This is a genomic window from Candidatus Amarolinea aalborgensis, from assembly GCF_900491745.1.
Taxonomy (GTDB): Bacteria; Chloroflexota; Anaerolineae; order SSC4; family Amarolineaceae; genus Amarolinea; species Amarolinea aalborgensis.
Window position 1 is genome coordinate 162,784 of sequence record NZ_UETR01000005.1, and the last position, 20,272, is coordinate 183,055.

At 61.3% G+C, this 20,272-nt stretch carries 20 protein-coding genes; 19 read left to right on the forward strand and 1 reads right to left on the reverse strand.

From position 1 onward, the window contains the following. The first annotated feature begins 131 nt into the window (after positions 1-131). From sufB to ACPQ6D_RS08830, 15 genes are all read left to right on the forward strand, one after another. Entirely contained in the window at positions 132-1,484 is a 1,353-nt protein-coding gene (gene sufB, locus ACPQ6D_RS08760) for a Fe-S cluster assembly protein SufB (RefSeq protein ID WP_423223937.1), read from the forward strand. A gap of 22 nt (positions 1,485-1,506) precedes the next feature. Then, entirely contained in the window at positions 1,507-2,358 is an 852-nt protein-coding gene (locus ACPQ6D_RS08765; RefSeq protein WP_423223938.1) for a sulfurtransferase, read from the forward strand. Positions 2,359-2,473: 115 nt separating this feature from the next. Next, positions 2,474-2,932, forward strand: a complete 459-nt coding sequence (locus ACPQ6D_RS08770) for an iron-sulfur cluster assembly scaffold protein (protein WP_423223939.1) — start codon at positions 2,474-2,476, stop codon at positions 2,930-2,932. Continuing rightward, entirely contained in the window at positions 2,929-4,173 is a 1,245-nt protein-coding gene (locus ACPQ6D_RS08775) for a cysteine desulfurase (RefSeq protein WP_423223940.1), read from the forward strand. The genes ACPQ6D_RS08770 and ACPQ6D_RS08775 overlap by 4 nt, the downstream gene beginning before the upstream one ends. 9 nt (positions 4,174-4,182) lie before the next feature. Further along, positions 4,183-4,563, forward strand: coding sequence for a Fe-S cluster assembly sulfur transfer protein SufU (gene sufU, locus ACPQ6D_RS08780; protein WP_423223941.1), 381 nt, complete (start codon positions 4,183-4,185; stop codon positions 4,561-4,563). 45 nt (positions 4,564-4,608) lie between these two features. Continuing rightward, on the forward strand, positions 4,609-4,923 hold the full coding sequence (locus ACPQ6D_RS08785) for a non-heme iron oxygenase ferredoxin subunit (RefSeq protein WP_423223942.1): 315 nt from the start codon (positions 4,609-4,611) through the stop codon (positions 4,921-4,923). A gap of 43 nt (positions 4,924-4,966) precedes the next feature. Then, a complete protein-coding gene (locus ACPQ6D_RS08790; protein WP_423223943.1) occupies positions 4,967-5,272 on the forward strand; it encodes a metal-sulfur cluster assembly factor in 306 nt (101 codons plus the stop codon). A 206-nt stretch (positions 5,273-5,478) separates the two neighbouring features. Then, positions 5,479-5,760 (forward strand): hypothetical protein, encoded by a 282-nt coding sequence (locus ACPQ6D_RS08795; RefSeq protein ID WP_423223944.1) that lies wholly within the window; start codon positions 5,479-5,481, stop codon positions 5,758-5,760. After that, entirely contained in the window at positions 5,753-6,154 is a 402-nt protein-coding gene (locus tag ACPQ6D_RS08800; protein WP_423223945.1) for a hypothetical protein, read from the forward strand. The genes ACPQ6D_RS08795 and ACPQ6D_RS08800 overlap by 8 nt, the downstream gene beginning before the upstream one ends. A 98-nt stretch (positions 6,155-6,252) precedes the next feature. After that, positions 6,253-7,926: a serine/threonine protein kinase gene (locus ACPQ6D_RS08805; RefSeq protein WP_423223946.1), complete on the forward strand. Its 1,674-nt coding sequence runs from the start codon at positions 6,253-6,255 to the stop codon at positions 7,924-7,926. Positions 7,927-8,180: 254 nt separating this feature from the next. After that, complete coding sequence (dnaJ, locus tag ACPQ6D_RS08810) at positions 8,181-9,326, forward strand: molecular chaperone DnaJ (RefSeq protein ID WP_423223947.1); 1,146 nt, start codon at positions 8,181-8,183, stop codon at positions 9,324-9,326. Between the two features lie 23 nt (positions 9,327-9,349). Then, positions 9,350-10,270, forward strand: a complete 921-nt coding sequence (prmA, locus tag ACPQ6D_RS08815) for a 50S ribosomal protein L11 methyltransferase (RefSeq protein WP_423223948.1) — start codon at positions 9,350-9,352, stop codon at positions 10,268-10,270. Positions 10,271-10,278: 8 nt separating this feature from the next. Further along, positions 10,279-11,028: a 16S rRNA (uracil(1498)-N(3))-methyltransferase gene (locus ACPQ6D_RS08820; RefSeq protein ID WP_423223949.1), complete on the forward strand. Its 750-nt coding sequence runs from the start codon at positions 10,279-10,281 to the stop codon at positions 11,026-11,028. A gap of 80 nt (positions 11,029-11,108) precedes the next feature. Then, complete coding sequence (gene trxB, locus ACPQ6D_RS08825; protein WP_423223950.1) at positions 11,109-12,173, forward strand: thioredoxin-disulfide reductase; 1,065 nt, start codon at positions 11,109-11,111, stop codon at positions 12,171-12,173. Positions 12,174-12,319: 146 nt separating this feature from the next. Continuing rightward, positions 12,320-13,087 (forward strand): alpha/beta fold hydrolase, encoded by a 768-nt coding sequence (locus ACPQ6D_RS08830; protein ID WP_423223951.1) that lies wholly within the window; start codon positions 12,320-12,322, stop codon positions 13,085-13,087. 14 nt (positions 13,088-13,101) lie between these two features. Here ACPQ6D_RS08830 and ACPQ6D_RS08835 read toward each other — a convergent pair whose 3' ends face one another. After that, on the reverse strand, positions 13,102-13,749 hold the full coding sequence (locus ACPQ6D_RS08835) for a hypothetical protein (RefSeq protein ID WP_423223952.1): 648 nt from the start codon (positions 13,747-13,749) through the stop codon (positions 13,102-13,104). A 264-nt stretch (positions 13,750-14,013) separates the two neighbouring features. Between ACPQ6D_RS08835 and ACPQ6D_RS08840 the strand changes: the two genes are divergently transcribed. Genes ACPQ6D_RS08840 through ACPQ6D_RS08855 form a run of 4 tightly spaced genes read left to right on the forward strand, consistent with a single transcriptional unit; the run spans position 14,014 to position 20,225 of the window. Then, positions 14,014-15,522 (forward strand): type I restriction-modification system subunit M, encoded by a 1,509-nt coding sequence (locus ACPQ6D_RS08840; protein ID WP_423224130.1) that lies wholly within the window; start codon positions 14,014-14,016, stop codon positions 15,520-15,522. Next, positions 15,519-17,585 carry a GmrSD restriction endonuclease domain-containing protein gene (locus tag ACPQ6D_RS08845; RefSeq protein WP_423223953.1) on the forward strand — a complete coding sequence of 689 codons (2,067 nt, stop codon included), beginning with the start codon at positions 15,519-15,521 and terminating at the stop codon, positions 17,583-17,585. Before ACPQ6D_RS08840 ends, ACPQ6D_RS08845 begins: the two co-directional genes overlap by 4 nt. Further along, a complete protein-coding gene (locus ACPQ6D_RS08850) occupies positions 17,566-19,086 on the forward strand; it encodes a type I restriction-modification system subunit M (protein WP_423223954.1) in 1,521 nt (506 codons plus the stop codon). The genes ACPQ6D_RS08845 and ACPQ6D_RS08850 overlap by 20 nt, the downstream gene beginning before the upstream one ends. Then, on the forward strand, positions 19,083-20,225 hold the full coding sequence (locus ACPQ6D_RS08855) for a restriction endonuclease subunit S (RefSeq protein ID WP_423223955.1): 1,143 nt from the start codon (positions 19,083-19,085) through the stop codon (positions 20,223-20,225). The genes ACPQ6D_RS08850 and ACPQ6D_RS08855 overlap by 4 nt, the downstream gene beginning before the upstream one ends. The last annotated feature ends 47 nt before the right edge of the window (positions 20,226-20,272 follow it).

Here is a 20,272-nt window from a genome sequence, read left to right on the forward strand (position 1 = left end):
CGCAAGCCAGGGCCAGTCGCGGCGGCTGAAAGAAAACCGGGTTTTGCGCAAAAGCCCGGTTTCCGCGATTGGCAAGCCATTGACCGAGCGGCCAGCGGTGAAGGCAACAAGACGATAAGAGGAATCAACCTGTGACGGCAATAACGAAAGAATTAACTATTCCAATGAGCATCAGCCGCGAAGCGGTGGAGACGCTGGCCGCGCTCAAACGCGAGCCGGATTGGATGCTTGACCGGCGGCTGCTGGCCTGGCGCTTTTTCGAAGAGATTCCAATGCCCACGGGCATGGAAGAAACCTGGCGCCGCACGCGCCTCACCGGCTTCAAGCTGGACGCGGTGCAGCCGTTCGCGCCGGAGCGTGACGTGCGCGTGGCAAAACAGACCGATCTGCCAGCCGCCATTCAAGCGGAACTGGCGACGTTGAGCACGAACGCCGGCGCGGTCGTACACCGCGATGCGGACCTGCTTTTCTCCAGCCTGCGCCCTGACCTCGAAGCCAAAGGCGTCATCTTCTGCGACCTGCACACCGCGGTGCGCCAGCATCCCGACCTGGTGCAGAAGTATTTCATGTCCGAAGCCGTAGCGCTGCCCGACGATGACAAATTCGCGGCGCTGCATGCAGCGCTGTGGAACGGCGGCACGTTTCTGTATGTCCCACGCGGCGTGACGATTGACACCCCCTTGCAGGGCTTGATCGCCCTGGATGAAGCGGGCGTCGGCAATTTCTCGCACACGATCATCGTGGCGGAGGCCGGGTCCGAAGTCACTTACCTGGAAGAAATGGTCTCGTTGCAAGAGCGAGACAGCCAGGACTTTCACAGCGGTATTGTCGAAATCATCGCCCAACCCGCGGCGCGTGTCAACTACATCAGCCTGCAGAGTTGGGGCAGCCAGGTTTTCAATTTCTCGCGCGAGCGCGCGGTGGTGGGTCGCGATGCGCACGTGCGCTGGGTCACCAGCCAATTGGGCAGCCGCTTGACCAAGACCTTCCAGCAGGCCGATCTGATGGGCGCGGGCGCGTCGAGCGAGATGCTAGGCGTGCTCTTTGCGGCTGGCCGCCAGCATATTGACCTGGACACGTACCAACGTCATGTGGCGCCGGACACCGTCAGCGACCTGTTGTACAAGGGCGCGCTGCGTGACCGGGCGCACGCGGTTTGGCGCGGCATGATTCGTGTGGAACCCAATGCGCAGAAAACCAATGGCTATCAGAAGAATCAGAACCTGATCTTGAGCAAACACGCGCGGGCGGATTCTGTGCCAGGCCTGGAAATTTCGGCCGATGATGTGCGCTGCACCCACGGCGTGACCGTGTCACAGGTCGAGCCTGAATATCTGTTCTACCTGATGAGCCGCGGCCTCAACAAAGAGCAGGCGGAGCATATGATCGTGGCCGGTTTCTTCGAGGAAGTGCTGGCGCGTATCCCGTTGGAAGGCGTGCGCGAAAAACTAGAAGCCGCCATCGGTCAGCGCATTGGCATCTAAAAATTCTAGACTGGAGACTATTATGAGCGACAAAGGCTACGCCCGCCCGGACGTGCTTGTCAGCACCGAATGGGTCGCGCAACACCTGGACGATCCCTCCGTGCGTGTGATTGAGTCGAACGAAGACATTTTGCTGTACGACATCAAACACATTCCCGGCGCGGTGCAGATTGACTGGCAGCGTGATTTGAATGACCCCCTGACGCGTGACTACCTGGGACGCGAACAGTTCGAGGCGCTGATGGCCCGGCACGGGATTGGCAACGACACCACCGTGGTTTTCTACGGAGACAAGAACAATTGGTGGGCCTGCTATGCGTTCTGGGTGTTCCAACTGTTCAGCCACACGAACGCGCGGGTGATGGACGGCGGCCGCGCCAAGTGGGAAGCCGAGGGCAGACCGATGGTGCGCGAGACGCCGAGCTACGCGCCAACCACGTACAAAGCGCCGGAACGGGCCGACTACCAGATTCGCGCCACGCGTGAGCAGGTGCTTGAGCACGTGCGTCAACAGCGCCCGCTGGTAGATGTGCGTTCGCCGGGCGAGTATTCGGGCGAACTGCTGCACATGCCGGCCTATCCGCAGGAAGGCGCGTTGCGCGGCGGCCATATCCCGGGCGCGCGCAACATTCCCTGGGCGCGGGCAGCCAACGCCGACGCCACCTTCAAGACGGCCGACGAACTGCGCGCGATCTATGAAGAAGAGCAGCGGCTCAAGGCCGATGACAACGTCATCGCCTACTGCCGCATCGGCGAACGGTCATCGCATACCTGGTTCGTCTTGACCTATCTCTTGGGCTATCCCCATGTGCGCAACTACGACGGCAGTTGGACGGAATGGGGCAATCTGGTCGGCGTGCCGATCGAACGCTAGTGCAAAAAAGACTTCCGAAGTCTACGAGGCTTCGGAAGTCTTGCCGTTTTTCATCAATCGCAGTAAAATCGGACTGCTGTTCGCGGTTCGATTTCTTACAGTAAAGAGGTATGCCGTGGATCGGCAAGCAAAAATAGATTTCATCTTAGAACATTACGAAGATCCGCGTCACTACGGGCCAACCGACCCGGCTGATGTGGTGATGCAGGGCGGCAACCCTGGCTGCGGTGACATTATCACCGTCTATTTGAAGACCGATGAGCATGATCACGTCAGCGCGCTGAGCTTTGAGGGCGCGGGCTGCACCATTAGCCAGGCAGCCACTTCCATGGTGATGGAAATGTTCGAAAACAAGACTCTCGCCGACATCGAAGAGACGCCGCAAGATGTCATCCTAGACCTGCTTGGCCGCGAGATTGCGGCCACGCGGCTGCGCTGTGCAACGTTGGGGCTGACCACCGTCAAGAACGCGGTGACTGAACTGCGACGCCAGCGCCTGGCGCAGGAGTATGGGATTGTGTTGCCAGACGCGCGCGGCCATGGATTCGTGCCGGTAGATGAGGTGGCAGGGTGAACGCCGCCGCCACGCGGCCATACGATGTGGAAGCCGTGCGCGCTCAGTTTCCCATCCTCACGCGCCAGGTGCATGGCAAGCCGTTGATCTACCTGGATAGCACAGCCAGTTCACAAAAACCCCACGCGGTGATTGACCGGCTGGCAGCCTACTATGAACATGGCAACGCCAATGTGCATCGGGGCGTGCACACGCTGAGCGAAGAAGCGACCGCGGCGTTTGAAAGCAGCCGCGCCAAAGTCGCGCGCTTCATCAACGCGGCCAGCAGCAAAGAAATCATTTGGACGCGCAACACCACCGAAGCGATCAACCTGGTGGCGTACAGTTGGGGCAGCGCCAACCTCAAGCCGGGCGATGAAGTGCTGATCACGGAGATGGAGCATCATTCGAACATCGTACCCTGGCAGCTGGCCTGTCAGCGCACAGGCGCCGCGCTGCGCTACGTGCCGGTGGATGATGAAGGTTTCTTGCGCCTGGACCTGCTCCCTGCCCTGTTGACGCCGCGCACCCGGCTCTTTGCCTTCACCGCGATGTCCAACGTCCTGGGCACGATCAATCCGACGGCGGAGTTGGTGGCCGCGGCGCATGCGATGGGCGCGCTCGCGCTGGTGGATGCCGCGCAAAGCGTGCCGCATCTGCCCGTGGATGTGCAGGCGCTGGGCGCGGACTTTCTCGCCTTCTCCGGGCACAAGATGTGCGGGCCGACCGGCATTGGCGTGCTCTACGGCCGCCGCGATCTGCTGGACGCCATGCCGCCCTTCATGGGCGGCGGCGACATGATCAAAGAAGTGCATTTGGACGCCTCGCGCTGGAACACGCTGCCCTGGAAGTTCGAGGCCGGCACCCCAGCCATTGCCGAAGCCATTGCGCTGGGCGCGGCGGTTGATTTTTTGAGCGACCTGGGCATGTCCCAGATCCAGGCCCATGAACACCGGTTGGTGGCCTACGCCATGCAGCAGTTGAGCCAGGTAGAAGGGCTGCACATGCTTGGCCCGGCCGCGGCGCACCGCGGCGGCGTGGTGGCTTTTACGTTGGGCGACATTCACCCCCACGACCTGGCCGCGATTCTGGACGGCGAAGGCATTGCCATTCGCGCTGGCCATCATTGTGCACAGCCGCTGCATGAACGCTATGGCCTGCCCGCCAGCGCCAGAGCCAGCTTCTATCTGTATAACACGGCTGCTGAGGTAGACCAGTTAGTGACCGCCTTGGATAAGGCCAAGGAGATGTTCGCACTGTAGGAGCATGGCATGGACGCACTTTACCGGGCCGAAATTCTGGAGCATTATCGGCGCCCGCATCACTACGGACACATCGAAGAACCGGACATCACCCATCATGATGCCAACCCGTTTTGCGGCGATGATATCACCATTGACCTGAAGATCGCCGACGGCAAGGTCGTAGATGCCGCTTTCCGCGGCAAGGGCTGCGCCATCAGCCAGGCCTCGGCCTCGATGTTGATGGATGAGATTATTGGCGCATCCCTGGATGACCTGAAGCAGTGGACCAAAGAAAATGTCCTTGACCTGCTCGGCATCGAAATCGGCCCGGTGCGCCTAAAGTGCGCGCTCTTGCCGCTGAAGGTAATGAAGGCGGGCGTGTGGGGCCTGGAAGACATGGATGAGTAACACGCAGCGCATCGAGCAGTCAGAGAGGAATGCTGACAAGCACCTATGGCAAAGTTCGTAAAAGTGGCCGCCCAGGCTGACATCCCGCTGGGCGGAAAGAAATTGGTCGAGATTGACGGCGTGGCCGTGGCCGTGTTCAACGTCAACGGCGCTTTCTACGCCATCGAAGACCTGTGCACGCATGATGGCGGCAACCTGGTGGAAGGCGACCTGCTGGGCAGCGAGATCGAATGCCCACGACACGGCGCGCGTTTCGATGTGCGCACGGGGCGCGCCACCAAGATGCCCGCCTTCGAGCCAGTTCCCACGTACGCCGTCAAGATTGAACAAGACAGTGTGCTCGTGGAAACGCTGGATTAGCGCAGGACAAAACAGAAAAACTGTAGATAAGGAACTGGAAAAGATGCCAACGCCTGAAGAAATCCGAGAAGTACTGAAAATCAACGTCAAAGACCCAGAACTCATGTTGAACATTGTGGACCTGGGGCTGATTTATGATATTGCCGTGGAAGACAAATCCGCCACCATTTCGATGACCCTGACCAGCCCAGGGTGCCCGGCCGGGCCGATGATCTTGGGCGACGCACAGCGTTATGTTCACCAAGCCTTCCCAGAGTTGGAGGAAGTCAACATTGACCTGGTGTGGACGCCGTTCTGGAATCCTGGCATGATGAGCGAGGACGCCAAAGAAGAGTTGGGGATATTCTAGCGACTGTCCTCTCCCCGCACAACCGACAGAGCCAGTCAGGCGCCGCCAACCCAGGGCGGCGCTTTTTCTTTTGCCATCGCCGCTGTTGACAACCTGCCCGCCGGTGGGAAGCACGCAGGCCCCAGAATTCCACATGGTTTCGACAGGCGCCAACCATTGTGGTAGAATAGGATTTGTAAACTGACTGCAACAACCGGAGCCTGGCAATGCGAGATGCTGATGTGTCTCACGTACTTGAGGCAGTACGTCAAGCCTTGATGCCGATTCGATGGAAGGCTGGTAAGGCAGCTTCTCATTTGACCAAGCGAATCCGATTAGGACATCTTCCTGTCGGGACCAGCCTGGATGAGTATAATGCTGTGATTTTGGTCATGATCGGAATGGATAGCGTGATGGAGACCGCCTTTCCGCTGCGCGACCCGACCACTTATCTGGCCGATCCGGCGTATTCGTACCTCGGCCGCCTGCAGGAGCTATGGCATGAATGATCTAGTAGTGCAGTATGCAACAGATGTTGAGTTCCCTGATGTCAGTGGCGCCGAACACGTGGAAATGCTGTTGTTACGTGACCGGCTCGCCGATCTGCAGCCGACGCTTACTACTCTGGAGAGACAGGCATTAGCCGCTGCTGATCAGCGTTTGCTAAGCCAGGCGGCGGCGTTTAGTCGCGAACTCGCGCGCTTTGTTGACCTCTCACAGCGTCGCCAGACCACGATCACGCCGCCTCAGCGCTGGTGGTGGTATCTCGATGTTCTTGCACAACTGCCTGTGCTGGGACAGTTCGCCGACAACCCGCCTACGCCTGACCAGCCCCCCTCGTTCATCGCCGCGCATTCAGCTCCAGCCAGGCGCCGCTCGAGCCGAGCAGTCGCAAATCGGTAAGGGAACTGGTCACGAACTACGAACGAATTCAGAAGTAACCCATAGCACCCCTCGCTGCAATGACCTGGCGAAAGCCCGGTGAGATGGGAGAACAAAAGATGCCTTTAGAACCTGGTTCCATTGTTGAGAATCGCTATCGTCTTGACCGTATGCTGGGCCAAGGCGGCATGGGCGCGGTCTACAAGGCCTGGGACATGCGCCTGGCCCAATGGGTGGCCCTAAAAGAGAACACCCTGGCCACGACCGATGCGCAGGCCCAGTTCGAGCAGGAGGCCAAGGTGCTGGCTCGCCTGCGCCATCCCAATTTGCCGCGCGTCATTGACCACTTCATCACCGCGCAGGGCACTCAATACCTGGTGATGGATTTCGTCGAAGGCATGAACCTGTCCGAGCTGCTGCGCAGCCGCGGCCGCTTGATGCCCGAGGAGGTGATGCAGTGGCTGGGGCAAATCTGTGAGGCGCTCAACTACCTGCACAGTCAGAATCCACCGATCATTCATCGCGATATCAAGCCGCAGAACATCCGCATCACGCCGGATGGCCGCGCGCTGCTGGTGGACTTTGGCCTCAGCAAGGTGGGAACGCAGCAGCAGCGCACCGCGACGGGCGCGCTTGGCGTCACGCCGGGCTTCTCTCCACCGGAACAGTACGGCGCGGCCCACACCGACCACCGCTCAGATATCTATGCCCTGGCCGCCACGCTGTACGCGCTCTTCACCGGCGAGACGCCGCCTGACAGCATTCAGCGCGCGATTGCCAATGCCGTGCTCAAACCCCCACGCCAGATGAACGCCGCGATCACCCCGGCGCTGGAAGCTGCGCTCTTGCACGGGCTGGAGACGCAGCCGGGGCGCCGCCCCAACAGCATTGTCGCCTTTCAGCAGGAGATCGAAGGCGCGCTGCGCAGCGCGCATACGAACCTGGCGCCGCCGACGGTGATCGTAGGGCGCCGCCCTGACAGTACGCCGCGTACCGCAGCCCCGCCCACGGCCGGCCGCGCGTCGGTCCCGCGACCGCAGACCGGGCCGCGGCCGGCCCGCGGCTTCCCAGTGTGGGCATGGTTTGCCATCGGCGGCGGCGCGGTTGTGCTGCTGCTGGTCGTCGCGCTGACGATGGCCTTGGGCGGCGGCCGCGCCGCGACGACGCCGACCGCGATCGCCCTGGCTACGGCCACGCTGGCCCCAGGGCCGACCGCAACGACGGCGACGAGCGCCGACGGCGCAACGGTCACACCCGCGGGCACGCGCACAGAACAAGGCCAAACGACGAACCTGGCGACTGCCACACCGACCCAGATGGCGATCGCCACGGCGACGTCGGCGCCGACCGCGACCCCGGCGCCGTTGGCGACAGCGACCAAATCCAATCCAACCCCTGCCGCGGCCAAGCCTACGAATACGCCTGCGCCGGCCGCGCCGACCCCGAAACCTACCCCACGTGCGGTGGTGACGCCCTGCCCCGATTATTTACACAAACCCAAGCCGGGCATGGGCCTCCTGTTGATCGAGAATCACCTTGGTGAGCCACTGCACATTGACCAGGCAAATACTCCGAACAAATGGGACTTACCGCCCAAACAAGGAGACACACCTGCGCGCCTATTGCTCGACTTGGCGCCGGGCGATCATGATTTCGTTGACAATACATCCGGCGGCGGTGGGCATATTCGGGTGACGATCACAGCGGGAAGCGCCTTCGTATCTCCGATCTGGTACAACGATCGTACGGAAGAATTGGTGTACCCGTTGGATATTCCCAACGGCTGCCGTTAATGCCCACGCCTGTTGGGGTCATGTCTTTTACACGGGCGCAAATCGGCACCATCTCTGCGTTCTATGTGATCTCCGTGATCAAAAACCAAACGGGCGGCCCTGGGTGGCCGCCCTACTGCGCCCGCAGGCGCGGCTTTGACAAAAGCGTCTGATCGTCGTATGATTTGCTGGCACTCAGGGGGTCTGAGTGCTAAGCACAGGAACGCCGTTTCTGAACAGGCTCGCAGTGTAGGAGATGGTTTAACGAACTGGGTATGAGTACAAAAAGAGATTACTACGAGGTGTTAGGAATCGAGCGCAGCGCCGGCGACGACGACATCCGCAAAGCGTATCGCAAATTGGCGCGCCAGTATCACCCTGATGTCAACAAAGCCGCGGACGCCGAAGCCAGGTTCAAGGAAGTCAACGAGGCGTACGAGGTGCTGAGCGACCGCGAGAAGCGCGCGGGCTATGATCGCTATGGTCATGCGGGGACGCAAGGGGGCGCCGGGGGTTTTGGCGCCGGCGGCTTTGGCGATTTCAGCACCATTTTTGACGAGTTCTTCGGCGGCTTTGGCACGCGCAGCAGCACGCGCAGCCGCATGGCTCCCCGGCGCGGGGCCGATCTGCGTGTGGATGTCACCTTGACCTTCGAAGAGGCTGTGCGCGGCCTGGCCAAGGAGCTGCAAATTACCCGCCAGGAGCCTTGTGCGCGCTGCCAGGGCAGCGGCGCGGAACCGGGCACTTCGCCGCTGCGTTGTCCGCAGTGCAACGGCGCGGGCGAGGTGCAGCGGCGCCAGCAGAGCGTCTTCGGCACGATCGTCACCAGCGCCACCTGCCCGCGCTGCAACGGCGCGGGTGAGATTGTCACCACGCCCTGCACCGAGTGCCGCGGCGCAAAGGCCGTGCGCACGACGCGCACCCTGCAAGTGGACATTCCGGCCGGCGTGGATGATAACACCCAGATTCGTCTGAGCAATGAGGGCGAACCCGGCTTTCGCGGCGGGCCGCCCGGCAATCTGTTTGTGGTCTTGCATGTGCAGCCGCACGCGCTGTTCGAGCGCCGCGAGCAGGACATTTACCTTAACCTGCCGATCAATTTTGTCCAGGCATCGTTAGGCGCCGAGATGGAAGTGCCTACGCTGGATGGCTCCGTCAGGTTGACCATTCCGGCCGGCACGCAGCACGGGCATACGTTCCGCATGCGCGGCAAAGGCGTGCCTTACATCCGCCAGAACAATCGCGGCGACCAATACGTGACTGTGCAGGTGGTGATGCCGCAGAAGCTGACCGAACGTCAGCGCCAGCTGCTGCGCGAACTAGGCGAAAGCCTGGGCACGCCCGATGTCAACAAACCGTCCAAGGGCCTTTTCGATAAGCTCGTGGATGCCATCACCGAAGCGTTCAAGCCGACAGGTTGAAAGAAGACGGGACGGGGTTTGCCGTGAATTGGCTTGAAATCAGTGTGTTGGCGGACGGCGAAGCCGCAGAAGCGATCAGCGAAGTTTTCAACCGTTACGCCGACGAGCACGAGGGCACCGCGGGCGCCGTGGTGGAATTGACCGGCTTCGACAGCCGCGGTGAATTGACCGCGCCGCTGATGAGCGTGCGCACCTATGTGCGTCAAGGCCCGCAGGCCGCGGCCCTCGTGCGCAAGGTTGAAGAAGCCCTCTGGCACCTGCAGATGCTCTACGCCTTTGCCGAGCCGACCGTGCGCGAGGTGGCCGAAGAAGATTGGGCCAACGCCTGGAAAGCGCATTACCAGCCGATTCGTCTGGGTGAACGCCTGTTCGTGGTTCCCAGTTGGATCGAGGCGCGCGCACAGCCCGGCGACATCGTGATTCGGCTTGACCCGGGCATGGCCTTTGGCACCGGCGCCCATCCGAGCACGCGCCTGTGCCTGCTCAACCTGGAACGTCTCGTGCAGCCCGGCGCAGCGGTGCTCGACGTCGGCACCGGTTCGGGCATCCTGGCCATTGCCGCCGCCAAACTGGGCGCACGCGCGGTGGTTGGCACGGACATTGATCCCCTGGCCCTGCGCATCGCCGGCGAGAATGTGGAGATCAACGGGGTGGCCGGCCAGATCAGCCTGTTGGCAACGCCCCTCCCGCCGCGGCCGCAGGCTGCTGACGAGCGTTTCGATATCGTCGTCGTCAACATCCTGGCCGAGGTGATCATCGCGCTGCTGGACGAGGGGCTTGACGCCTGGCTGCAACCGGCCGGCCATCTGATCTTGGGCGGCATCATTGACACCTGGGCCGATGCAGTGCTGGCCGCGCTGGCGCGCAACGGCTTCACGGTCGCGACGCGGCTGGACGAAGGTGATTGGGTCGGTTTGGCGGCGCAGCGCCTGGCCGCGCGCTGAAGACGGCCATGCACCGTTTTTTTGTCACACCGACCGCGATCCAGGGCGACGCCGTGGCGCTCAACGCGCAGACCGCGCATCAACTGCGCGAGGTGCTGCGACTGGGGCCGGGCGCGGACATCATGGTTCTGGATGGCAGCGGCCGTGAGTACCAGGTGACCATCACCCATTTGAGCCGCACGGGCGCGGAAGGACACATTCTCAGTCAGGCGCCCGGGCCGGGCGAGCCGCGCACCCACATAACACTCTACCAGGCCGTTCTGAAGGGCGAGAAGTTCGAGTGGCTGCTGCAGAAAGGCGCCGAGATCGGCATCAGCCGGTTCGCGCCGCTGCTGGCGCAGCGCTGTGTGACGCACGACCGCGCCAGCCTGGACAAGAAGGCGGATCGCTGGCGCCGGATCATCCAAGAAGCGGCCGAACAGGCGCGACGCGCGCGTTTGCCTGCGCTGACCGCGCCGCTCGACCTGGCCGAGGCGTGCCAGGAGGCTGCCGCCGAGGCCGGCCTCGCCCTGTTTCTGTGGGAATCTGCGCCAGGGCGCGGCTTGAAGGAGACTTTGCAGATGTGGCAGTCATCGGCCGCAGCGAATGGACGGATCAGCCTCTTTGTCGGGCCTGAGGGTGGTTTCGCCGAGAGCGAAGCGGCCCTGGCCGAGGCGTCTGGCGCGCGCCTGATCGGCCTTGGCCCGCGCATCTTACGCGCGGAGACGGCTGGGCTGGCCGCGGCCGCCGCCATCTTGTACGAGCTGGGCGACATGTAACCAAATCGCGGGGCAGGCCATCTAAACCGTACAGAAGCAAGCGAGACCAAGTATCAACAGACCAGAGGAAAAGTAAAACCATGAATGAAAACGGAACCAACGGCAGCAACGGCCACGGCGTGATCGAGCCGGCGGCCGAGCCAGCGATTGAAAATGTGATTATCATCGGCAGCGGGCCTTCGGGACTGACGGCCGGTTTGTATACGGCGCGCGCCAACCTGAATCCCCTCCTGATCACCGGCAATGAGATCGGCGGCCAGGTGGCGATTACCTATGAAGTCGAAAACTACCCCGGCTTTCCTGAAAGCCTCAGCGGCCCAGAGTTGGTAGAGAAGATGCAGAAGCAGGCTGAGAAGTTCGGCTGCCGCGTCGAATACGATTACGTGGACCGTGTGGATTTCGAGCAGTTTCCGTATACCGTGCATACGGCCAATGAGATGGAGTACAAGGCCAAGGCCATCATCATCAGTACGGGCGCGTCATCGCGCAAGCTGGATGTGCCAGGCGAAAACGAGCTGACCGGCCGCGGCGTCAGCTACTGCGCCACCTGCGACGGTTTCTTCTTCCGCGGCCGCGAGGTGGTGGTGGTTGGCGGCGGCGACAGCGCGGCCGAAGAAGCGATCTTCCTCACCCGTTTTGCCAGCAAAGTGACGCTCATCCACCGCCGCGACAGCCTGCGCGCCAGTCCGATTCTACAAAAGCGCGTGTTCGAGCACGACAAGATCAACATCATCTGGGATACGGTGGTCACTTCGATCAACGATGACGACGGCAAAGGCGGGGTCACATCGGTCAGTCTGCGCAACGTCAAGACCGGGCTGGCGTCCACCCTGCTCACCGGCGGCGTCTTCGTCTTTGTCGGGCATTTCCCCAATTCGCACCTGTTCGAGGGCAAGGTCGCCATGGATGAGGAAGGCTACCTGGTCACCGACAAATTGATGCGCACGAACATCCCCGGCGTCTTTGCTGCCGGCGAGATTCAGGACAAGCGCTTCAAGCAGGTGGCTACCTCGGTCGGGCAGGGCTGCGCGGCCGCGATGGAAGTTGAGAAGTATCTGGCCGACCTGGAAGACCGCAGCTATCCTGGGTACGCGGCGCTCAAAGCGCCGGCGGCCGCCACGGTCACCGCGAGCAAGAAATTCTAACGCAAAGCCGCAAAGCGTTTTCTTAGCGTCTCTGCACCGTGGCGCCTTTGCGTTGAAGCATTTGGCTCCGGCTTGTCCGGGTTAGAGACTTCGTCATCGTAGCCGCGACTGGCAATCGCCTGATCTACGAGATGGGACAGAACACGATGCCAACGATTCAAGTTGGTGAGCAAACGATCTACTTTCGTCGCAGTCAGTCAGCGGAGGCGCCGAACGCGCCTCCGCTGGTATTGATTCACGGCGCGGGCGGCACGCACATGCACTGGCCGGGCGAGCTGCGCCGCCTGCCCGCGACGACGGTCTATGCGCTCGATCTGCCCGGCCATGGCCAGTCGCCCGGCGCGGGCTGCACGACGATTACCGAGTATGCGCAGGCCGTGGTTGCCTGGGCGGATGCGCTCGGACTGCCGCGCTTCATCCTGGCTGGCCATTCGATGGGCGGCGCGATTGCGCAAACGATGGCGCTGCGCCAGCCGGAGCGCCTGGCCGGGTTGATCCTGGTAGGGACTGGCGCGCGGCTGGCGGTCTCACCGGCCATTCTGGATGGCCTCAGCCGCGACTATGCGGCCACCGCGCGCCTGATTGCCGAATGGGCCTACAAACGCCAGGTGGACCCGGCGACGTTGGATGCCTATGCGCAGGCGATGCAGGCGGTTCCGATGGAAGTCACGCGCGGTGATTTTGCGGCCTGCAACGCCTTCGACGTGACCAGCGAGGTGAGTCAGATTGCGCTGCCGACCCTGGTCATTGTCGGCCTCGAGGACCGGCTGACGCCGCCCAAATACAGCCGCTTCCTCGCGCAGCAGATCCCCGCGGCGCGGCTGCTGGAGGCGCCGGAGGCCGGGCACATGGTGATGCTCGAGCAGAGCGTCATCGTCGCTGCGGCCGCGCGTGAGTTTGCAGCTTCGCTCTAGCGGTTCGTTCCAACTCAGGCAAGAAGATCAGCCACCGTCGGCACAGGCGTGGGCCAGGCGCCAGCCTCCTTTGCTGAGCGAATGGACTGATGGACTGCCTGCGACAAGCGCCAGTGACGGTCGTCACGGGCGTTGACTGGCACCTGATGAATGCGCTGCTCCATCTCGGTCAGCGCCACGGCGTAGAGCACGGCCGGCTCGATCGTGGCCAGGTGCGCGTCAAAGGTAATGTCCTCGCGTCGCCACTGCGATCGCCAACCCGCGAGGGCAGCGTCGAAACCGGTGGCGATATGATCCTCAAGCGAGTCAAGGTCATCCAGGTCCACAATGGGCGCAGATGACGTCAAGCTGCAGACGGTGCGCTCCTCATCCGTGGTGATCTCCAACTCACCGCCCCAGGTAAACGCTTCCACCGTCTCTTGGTGGCGCGTGAACATGACCACATTGTCTGCGCCCACCCGGTAATGACCGGGCCAGGGCCAGGGATGCACCACGGACAAGCGCTCCACCTCGCCCTGATCCGCCGCGACCACAAAATCCACTGAGATCAGATCATCATCGGCTCCTGTCGGCTGCGCAAACAGAATGGCATCGAGCCGGGGATGCCCGAGCGCATACGGACTGCTGGCGGGGTAAAAGATGATACTTTGTTTAGCGTCCACGTTGATTGTCCCTTGTCGAAATAGGGGTATCGGGGGGTGTTCCACACGTGATGCGTAGTGTAGCCCAGAGCGCCCAAAACACAAATTGCACCTGCGAACTTGTTTGCGAATTCCACCAAACACCGCTATAATGAAAACATTCTTACCTCGCCGGCACGCGGCGGCTTCCGCGGTTCAAGACTGCAGCCACGTGCGTGAATCCTGCCTGCGCAGACCGCATGCCGGTCCGCGTCGTCCGTCTCAACCTGGTGCAAACAACACGTGATGTCACTCATCGCTGATCTCTCAAGCCTCGAAAGCCACCTGTGGGAGGCCGCGAACATCCTGCGCGGGCCGGTGGATGCAGCCGACTTCAAAACCTACATCTTCCCGCTCCTCTTCTTCAAGCGCATCTCCGACGTGTACGACGAAGAATTCCAGGTCGCGCTGGATGAATCCGGCGGCGACCGGGATTACGCCGCCTTTGCCGAAAATCACCGCTTCCTGATCCCAGAGGGCTGTCACTGGCGCGACGTGCGAGCTCACACCGAGAACGTGGGCCAGGCGCTACAGCGAGCGCTGCGCGAGATCGAGAAGGCCAATCAGCGCACCCTCTATGGCATCTTCGGAGACGCGCAGTGGACCAACAAGGAGCGCCTGTCGGATGCACTGCTGTGCGACCTGATTGACCACTTTTCGCGCTTGCCGCTGCCCAACCGCGCGGTGGACGCGGACATCCTCGGCCAGGCCTACGAATACCTGATCAAGAAGTTTGCGGACGCAACGAACAAGAAGGCGGGCGAGTTCTACACCCCGCGCAGCGTCGTCCGGCTGCTGGTGAACATCCTCGACCCGCAGCCCGGCGAGACGATCTACGATCCGGCCGCAGGCACCGCGGGCATGCTGCTGGGCGCAGTGCAGCACGTGCAGGAGGCCGGCGGCGACGTCAAGCTGCTGTGGGGCAAGCTCTTCGGCCAGGAGCGCAACCTGACCACCAGCAGCATCGCGCGCATCAACCTGTTCCTGCACGGCATCGAGGATTTCCAGATCGTGCGCGGGGACACGCTGCGCCAGCCGGCTTTCTTCGACGGCGATCGCCTGGCGACCTTCGACTGCGTGATCGCCAACCCGCCTTTCTCGTTGGAGCGGTGGGGCGAGGAGATCTGGGCCAACGATCCTTACGGTCGCAACTTCGCCGTACTGCCGCCATCCAGCAGCGGCGACTACGCCTGGGTGCAGCACATGCTGCGCTCGATGGCGCCCGGCCGCGGGCGGATGGCCGTGGTGCTGCCGCACGGCGCGCTGTTCCGTATGGGCGCCGAGGGCAAAATCCGGCGCAAGATCCTGGAGATGGATTTGTTAGAGGCGGTGATCGGACTGGGGCCGAATCTGTTCTACGGCACCGGGCTGGCCGCGGCGATCCTGGTCTTCCGGGCGCGCAAGCAGTCAACGCGCGCCGGCCAGGTGCTCTTTATTGATGGATCAGCGCTCTACCGCAAGGGCCGCAACCAGAACACGCTGGAGCCGGAGCACGCCGAGCAGATGCTGGCGTTGTACCGGGAGTATCGGGATGCGCCCGGCGCGGCCCGCGTCGCAACCCTGGCTGAAATCGAGCGCAACGATTGGAATTTGAATATCCAGCGGTACGTTGAGCCATCCGTCGAGCACGACTCGCTTACGATCGACGAGGCAGCACAGCGTTTGCGAGAGAGTGTCGAAGCTGCCTTCGCGACCGAGGAACGGCTGCTGACACTAATCAGGCTAAACGGCTTGCTAGGGGAGGATTACTTATGAACTCCAACGATCAAAATATCCATGTTCTGCCTGATACTCTAGGCAACCTCATCGTCGCCGTCAACAAAGGGCTGTATCGTATTCCTCAGTTTCAGCGCGAGTATGTGTGGGAGAAATCCAGAGTTCTCGAGCTTTTCGACAGCGTCTATAAGGAGTACCCCATTGGATCCTTCTTCCTTTGGAAAGCGGGTCGGGAGCACAATCGCCTTTTTCGTCATTCAATTAGCCTGAACATTCCTCCCGTCAAGGACGATGATGACGTCACCTTCGTTCTCGATGGGCAGCAGCGGATAACGTCTTTGTATGTCGCTTTGCTGGGACTGACTGCACAGGGGACTGACTACAGCCATATCTGCTTCGACGTTAAGGATGAGAAATTCACCTACAGAGAGCCAGATAACAAGCGGTTTATCAGCATCAGCGATATCTGGGGCGAGAACGCCCTAGACATTGTTGAAGAGGTGGAGAAAGCTTACAAGCCCGCGTACAAGCGATGCTTTAGAATTCTACAAACCTACCCAGTTTCCATTGTCGAGGTCAGAGATCAGGACCTGCCTGCTGTCTGCAAAATCTTCCAACGCCTCAATCAGTCCGGCAAGCGCCTGGACCGATTCGACCTGATTTCCACTATGACTTTCAACCCCGACTTCGATCTACGCGAGAAGTTCAAACAAGACATCGTCGCCAAACTAAAGCAGAAAGCGTTTGGCGAAATTTCGCCCGCAATCCTCACTCAACTCATGGCGCTAGTCAAGAAAGGTGCATGCACAGAAAACGTTGAGTATAGCCTGACTTCGGACGAAATCATGTCTATGTGGAAATCGGTCGTTGATTCGATCCTACTGGCTGCGGACACGCTTCGGAAGAACGTTGGCGTACAAAATGCCAGTTTCCTCCCCTACGACGCCATTCTGACCCTTCTCGCGTATTTCTACGCCAAGTCCGGACGGCGTTCACTGTCGGAAAGCGAGCTGAGTTGGGTCAAGAGATGGTTCTGGCGGGCATCCTTCAGCCAGCACTATGGCTCCGGAGGTCCTACGAAAATGGGCCGCGATAAGGACCTCTTCGATGGATTGATCACCGGCGCGTTGCCAGCGTTTGCACCCGCAATGAATATCACCGCTGAGACGCTAGTGGGCACGAAGATGACGTGGTCCCGATCCGCGATCCGGAACGCATTCCTCTGCCTCCTGGCTATGCAGAACCCGGTTCACCTGGCAAACAACAGCAGCCTTGATCTAGTCAACGGAGGTATCTCCGATTTCACCAATCCGGAGAAGCACCATATCTTCCCACAAGCATTCCTGCGCGCTCACAGTTCTGGCGAAGTGGAGGTACACGCTCTGCCAAACTTCTGCTTCTTGCCGGCCGAGCTGAACAAGCGCATCTGCGACACCAAACCCTCGATATACATCCCTGATCTGACAAAGGAGAATCCGGAGTTTGCTGATGCCGCGCGGACACATCTGCTGCCCATTGGAAAAGGGGCCGGACTGACAGAGGACGACTACTTGCTGTTTCTGAAGACACGCTCTGAACTAATCCTTGGTGAGATCGAGCGGTTGACCGGAATCTCGACCGTTCCGGCTGAAGATCAACGGCAAAGAGCGATTGGGAAACTGGAGACCCGCCTCCGCGACCTAGTCCACAGTACCCTGTCAGACGCGCATGGCCAGGACTACTGGAAGACTGCCGTTCCCGAGGACATTCGTGTCGAAGTGCAAAGGAGAATCGATGCTGAGCTGCGCAAACAGCCCGAGCGTGGACAACAGGATTTCGCTGACGCGCGGCACAAGCTCAACTTCTGTAACGTGCCTGATTATCTCAAGCTCATTGTTACCAAGACCAATTGGCCGCACTTCGAGCCTGTATTCCGTCGCAGGGTCGACGTCGAGCGGCACATGGAGGCGTTTTCCGAGTTCCGCAACGCAACGATGCATAATCGTACGCTTGGGGAAATTGGCCGTCGCGCTGGTGAACTGGCACTAATCTGGTTCGAGACTGTTATGTCCGCCGATGGTGATGGGGGTTCTGAAGTAACTAATGAACAAACTGATGCCTGAGTGCATCACCCAATCCCAGCTCGAGTCCTATCTCTGGGGCGCGGCGACGCTGCTGCGCGGGCTGATCGACGCGGGCGACTATAAGCAGTTCATCTTCCCGCTGCTCTTCTTCAAGCGGCTGTGCGACGTGTACGATGAGGAGTACGCGCGGGCGCTGGCCGAGTCGGGCGGGGATGTAGATTACGCGGCGTTCGCCGAGAACCACCGCTTCCAGATTCCGGCGGGCGCGCACTGGCAGGACGTGCGCGCGGTGACGACCCACGTCGGGCAGGCGCTGCAGAATGCGCTGCGCGCCATCGAGCAGGCCAACCAGGGGCAGCTTTACGGCATCTTCGGGGATGCGCAGTGGACCAACAAGGAGCGGCTCTCCGACGCGACGCTGCGCGACCTGGTGGAGCACTTCTCGTCGCTGACCCTCTCCGTCGCCAACGTGCCCGAGGACGAGCTGGGGGTCGCGTACGAGTACCTGATCAAGAAGTTCGCCGACGACAGCGGCCACACCGCGGCGGAGTTCTACAGCAACCGCACCGTGGTCCGGCTGATGACGCGATTGCTCAATCCGCAGGAAGGGGAAAGCATCTACGACCCCACGGCCGGGTCGGGCGGGATGCTGCTCTCGGCTGCGATGCAGCTCAAGCGGCAGGGCCAGGAGTGGCGCACGCTGCGGCTCTACGGCCAGGAGCGCAACCTGATCACGTCGGCCATCGCGCGCATGAACCTGTTCCTGCACGGCTTCGAGGATTTCCGCATCGAGCGCGGAGACACGCTGGCCGATCCGAAGTTCTTGGAAGAAGACAGCCTGCGCCGCTTCGACCTGGTGCTGGCGAACCCGCCGTACTCGATCAAGCAGTGGAACCGTAAAGCGTGGAAGACCGACCGCTTCGGCCGCAACTTCCTGGGCACACCGCCGCAGGGCCGCGCCGACTACGCCTTCTTCCAGCACATCCTGGCCAGCCTGCAACCTGCGACCGGCCGCTGCGCGATCCTGTTTCCGCACGGCGTGCTGTTCCGTGACGAGGAGCGGGCCATGCGGGCGAAGCTGGTGGACCTGGACCTGCTCGAGGCGGTGATCGGGCTGGGGCCGAACCTGTTCTACAACTCGCCGCTGGAGGCTTGCATCGTGGTGTGCCGGACGCGCATGCCGCCGGAGCGGTGGGGCAAGGTGCTCTTCGTCAACGCGGTGGCCGAGGTGACGCGCGAGCGGGCGCAGAGCTTCCTGGAGGACGACCACATCGAGAAGATCGTCCGGGCCTACGCTGATTTTGCCGAGACGCCCGGCTTCAGCCACGCGGCGACGCTGGACGAAATCCGTTCGCACGCCACGAATCTGAGTATCCCGTTGTATGTGCGGCCGGCGACCAAGGTGCGCGAGGAAGCGGCCGAGTACACGGTGAATCCGCTGCGCGAGGTGATCGCCGAATGGGAGGCGAGCTCGGCGGCGCTGCGCGCAGCGATGGATGAGCTGTTTGCGACCTTGGCCGAAGCCGGAGGCCAGGAATGAGCGAATCGTCTGCTACCTGGCGCACCGTCCGCTTCGACCAGATCGCGGACAACATCGCGGAGCGCGTCGAGCCGGCTCAGGCCGATACTGACATCTATGTCGGCCTGGAACATCTCGACCCCGATTCGCTGCGCCTCCGACGTTGGGGTACGCCGGCCGACGTGGAAGGCACCAAGCTGCGCTTCTATCCGGGCGACGTCATCTTCGGTCGCCGTCGGGCCTACCAGCGCAAGCTCGCCGTGGCCGAATTCGAGGGCATCTGCTCCGCCCACGCGATGGTGCTGCGGGCCAGGCCGGACGTCTGTCTGCCGGAGTTCCTGCCGTTCTTCCTGCAAAGCGATCGTTTCTTCGAGCGTGCGATGGCGATCTCGGTCGGTTCGCTATCGCCGACGATCAACTGGAAGACGCTGGCGGTGCAGGAGTTCCCCCTGCCGCCCCTCGACGAGCAACGCCGCATCGCGGAAATCCTGTGGGCGGCGGGAGCGGTTATCAATGGCTATGTCGCGGTTGAAGAAAGCCTGCAAGGGCTCAAGCGGGCGTATTGGCTTCAGGTCAGTTCCGAAGCAGATTGGCCGGTAGTTAACCTGGGCGATATCGCCGAGGTGCACAATGGGGCAACCCCCAGACGAGAGGTTGAGCGGTACTGGACAAACGGAACGATACCTTGGCTTCCGACTGAGAAAGTGCACGAACGCCTCATTGCCCAGGCCGACGAGTTGATCACGGAAGCGGCAGTCAAGGAATGCTCGCTTAAGATCTTTCCTGCGGGTTCAGTACTGATCTCCATGATCGGCCAGGGCAAGACACGCGGTACCGTGGCGCGTCTTCTTCTCGATGCCTGTATCAATCAGAATTTCGCTTGCGCAGTTTCGCAGCCTGGAACGGACAGTGAGTTCCTGTTCTACTATCTCGGTAACAGCTATGAGGAGCTGCGAAGGCTGTCTCAAGGAGGCGTTCAAGCGTTGAACTGCCAGATACTCAAGCAGTTTCCGATCAGACTTCCTCCAATTGAAGAACAACTTGCACTAGCCGCAAGCTACCGAGAGGTGGAGAGGCGATCCGAGTACGTTAGGGAACACATCGCGAAACTGCGATCTCTTGCTTCTATCCTATCCAAACAGCTTCTGTCGTCAGCCTGATCACGATACCTGAAACGAGGCGAAAGAGGATATTCAACGAACAAAAC

Bases quoted from the DNA above. Each gene is read 5' to 3' on its own strand.
- dnaJ (WP_423223947.1), top strand. From the start codon at position 8,181: ATGAGTACAAAAAGAGATTACTACGAGGTGTTAGGAATCGAGCGCAGC.
- ACPQ6D_RS08840 (WP_423224130.1), top strand. From the start codon at position 14,014: ATGTCACTCATCGCTGATCTCTCAAGCCTCGAAAGCCACCTGTGGGAG.
- trxB (WP_423223950.1), top strand. From the start codon at position 11,109: ATGAATGAAAACGGAACCAACGGCAGCAACGGCCACGGCGTGATCGAG.
- sufU (WP_423223941.1), top strand. From the start codon at position 4,183: ATGGACGCACTTTACCGGGCCGAAATTCTGGAGCATTATCGGCGCCCG.
- ACPQ6D_RS08805 (WP_423223946.1), top strand. From the start codon at position 6,253: ATGCCTTTAGAACCTGGTTCCATTGTTGAGAATCGCTATCGTCTTGAC.
- ACPQ6D_RS08850 (WP_423223954.1), top strand. From the start codon at position 17,566: ATGAACAAACTGATGCCTGAGTGCATCACCCAATCCCAGCTCGAGTCC.
- ACPQ6D_RS08800 (WP_423223945.1), top strand. From the start codon at position 5,753: ATGAATGATCTAGTAGTGCAGTATGCAACAGATGTTGAGTTCCCTGAT.
- ACPQ6D_RS08820 (WP_423223949.1), top strand. From the start codon at position 10,279: ATGCACCGTTTTTTTGTCACACCGACCGCGATCCAGGGCGACGCCGTG.
- ACPQ6D_RS08765 (WP_423223938.1), top strand. From the start codon at position 1,507: ATGAGCGACAAAGGCTACGCCCGCCCGGACGTGCTTGTCAGCACCGAA.
- ACPQ6D_RS08790 (WP_423223943.1), top strand. From the start codon at position 4,967: ATGCCAACGCCTGAAGAAATCCGAGAAGTACTGAAAATCAACGTCAAA.
- ACPQ6D_RS08845 (WP_423223953.1), top strand. From the start codon at position 15,519: ATGAACTCCAACGATCAAAATATCCATGTTCTGCCTGATACTCTAGGC.
- ACPQ6D_RS08785 (WP_423223942.1), top strand. From the start codon at position 4,609: ATGGCAAAGTTCGTAAAAGTGGCCGCCCAGGCTGACATCCCGCTGGGC.
- ACPQ6D_RS08830 (WP_423223951.1), top strand. From the start codon at position 12,320: ATGCCAACGATTCAAGTTGGTGAGCAAACGATCTACTTTCGTCGCAGT.
- ACPQ6D_RS08795 (WP_423223944.1), top strand. From the start codon at position 5,479: ATGCGAGATGCTGATGTGTCTCACGTACTTGAGGCAGTACGTCAAGCC.
- ACPQ6D_RS08855 (WP_423223955.1), top strand. From the start codon at position 19,083: ATGAGCGAATCGTCTGCTACCTGGCGCACCGTCCGCTTCGACCAGATC.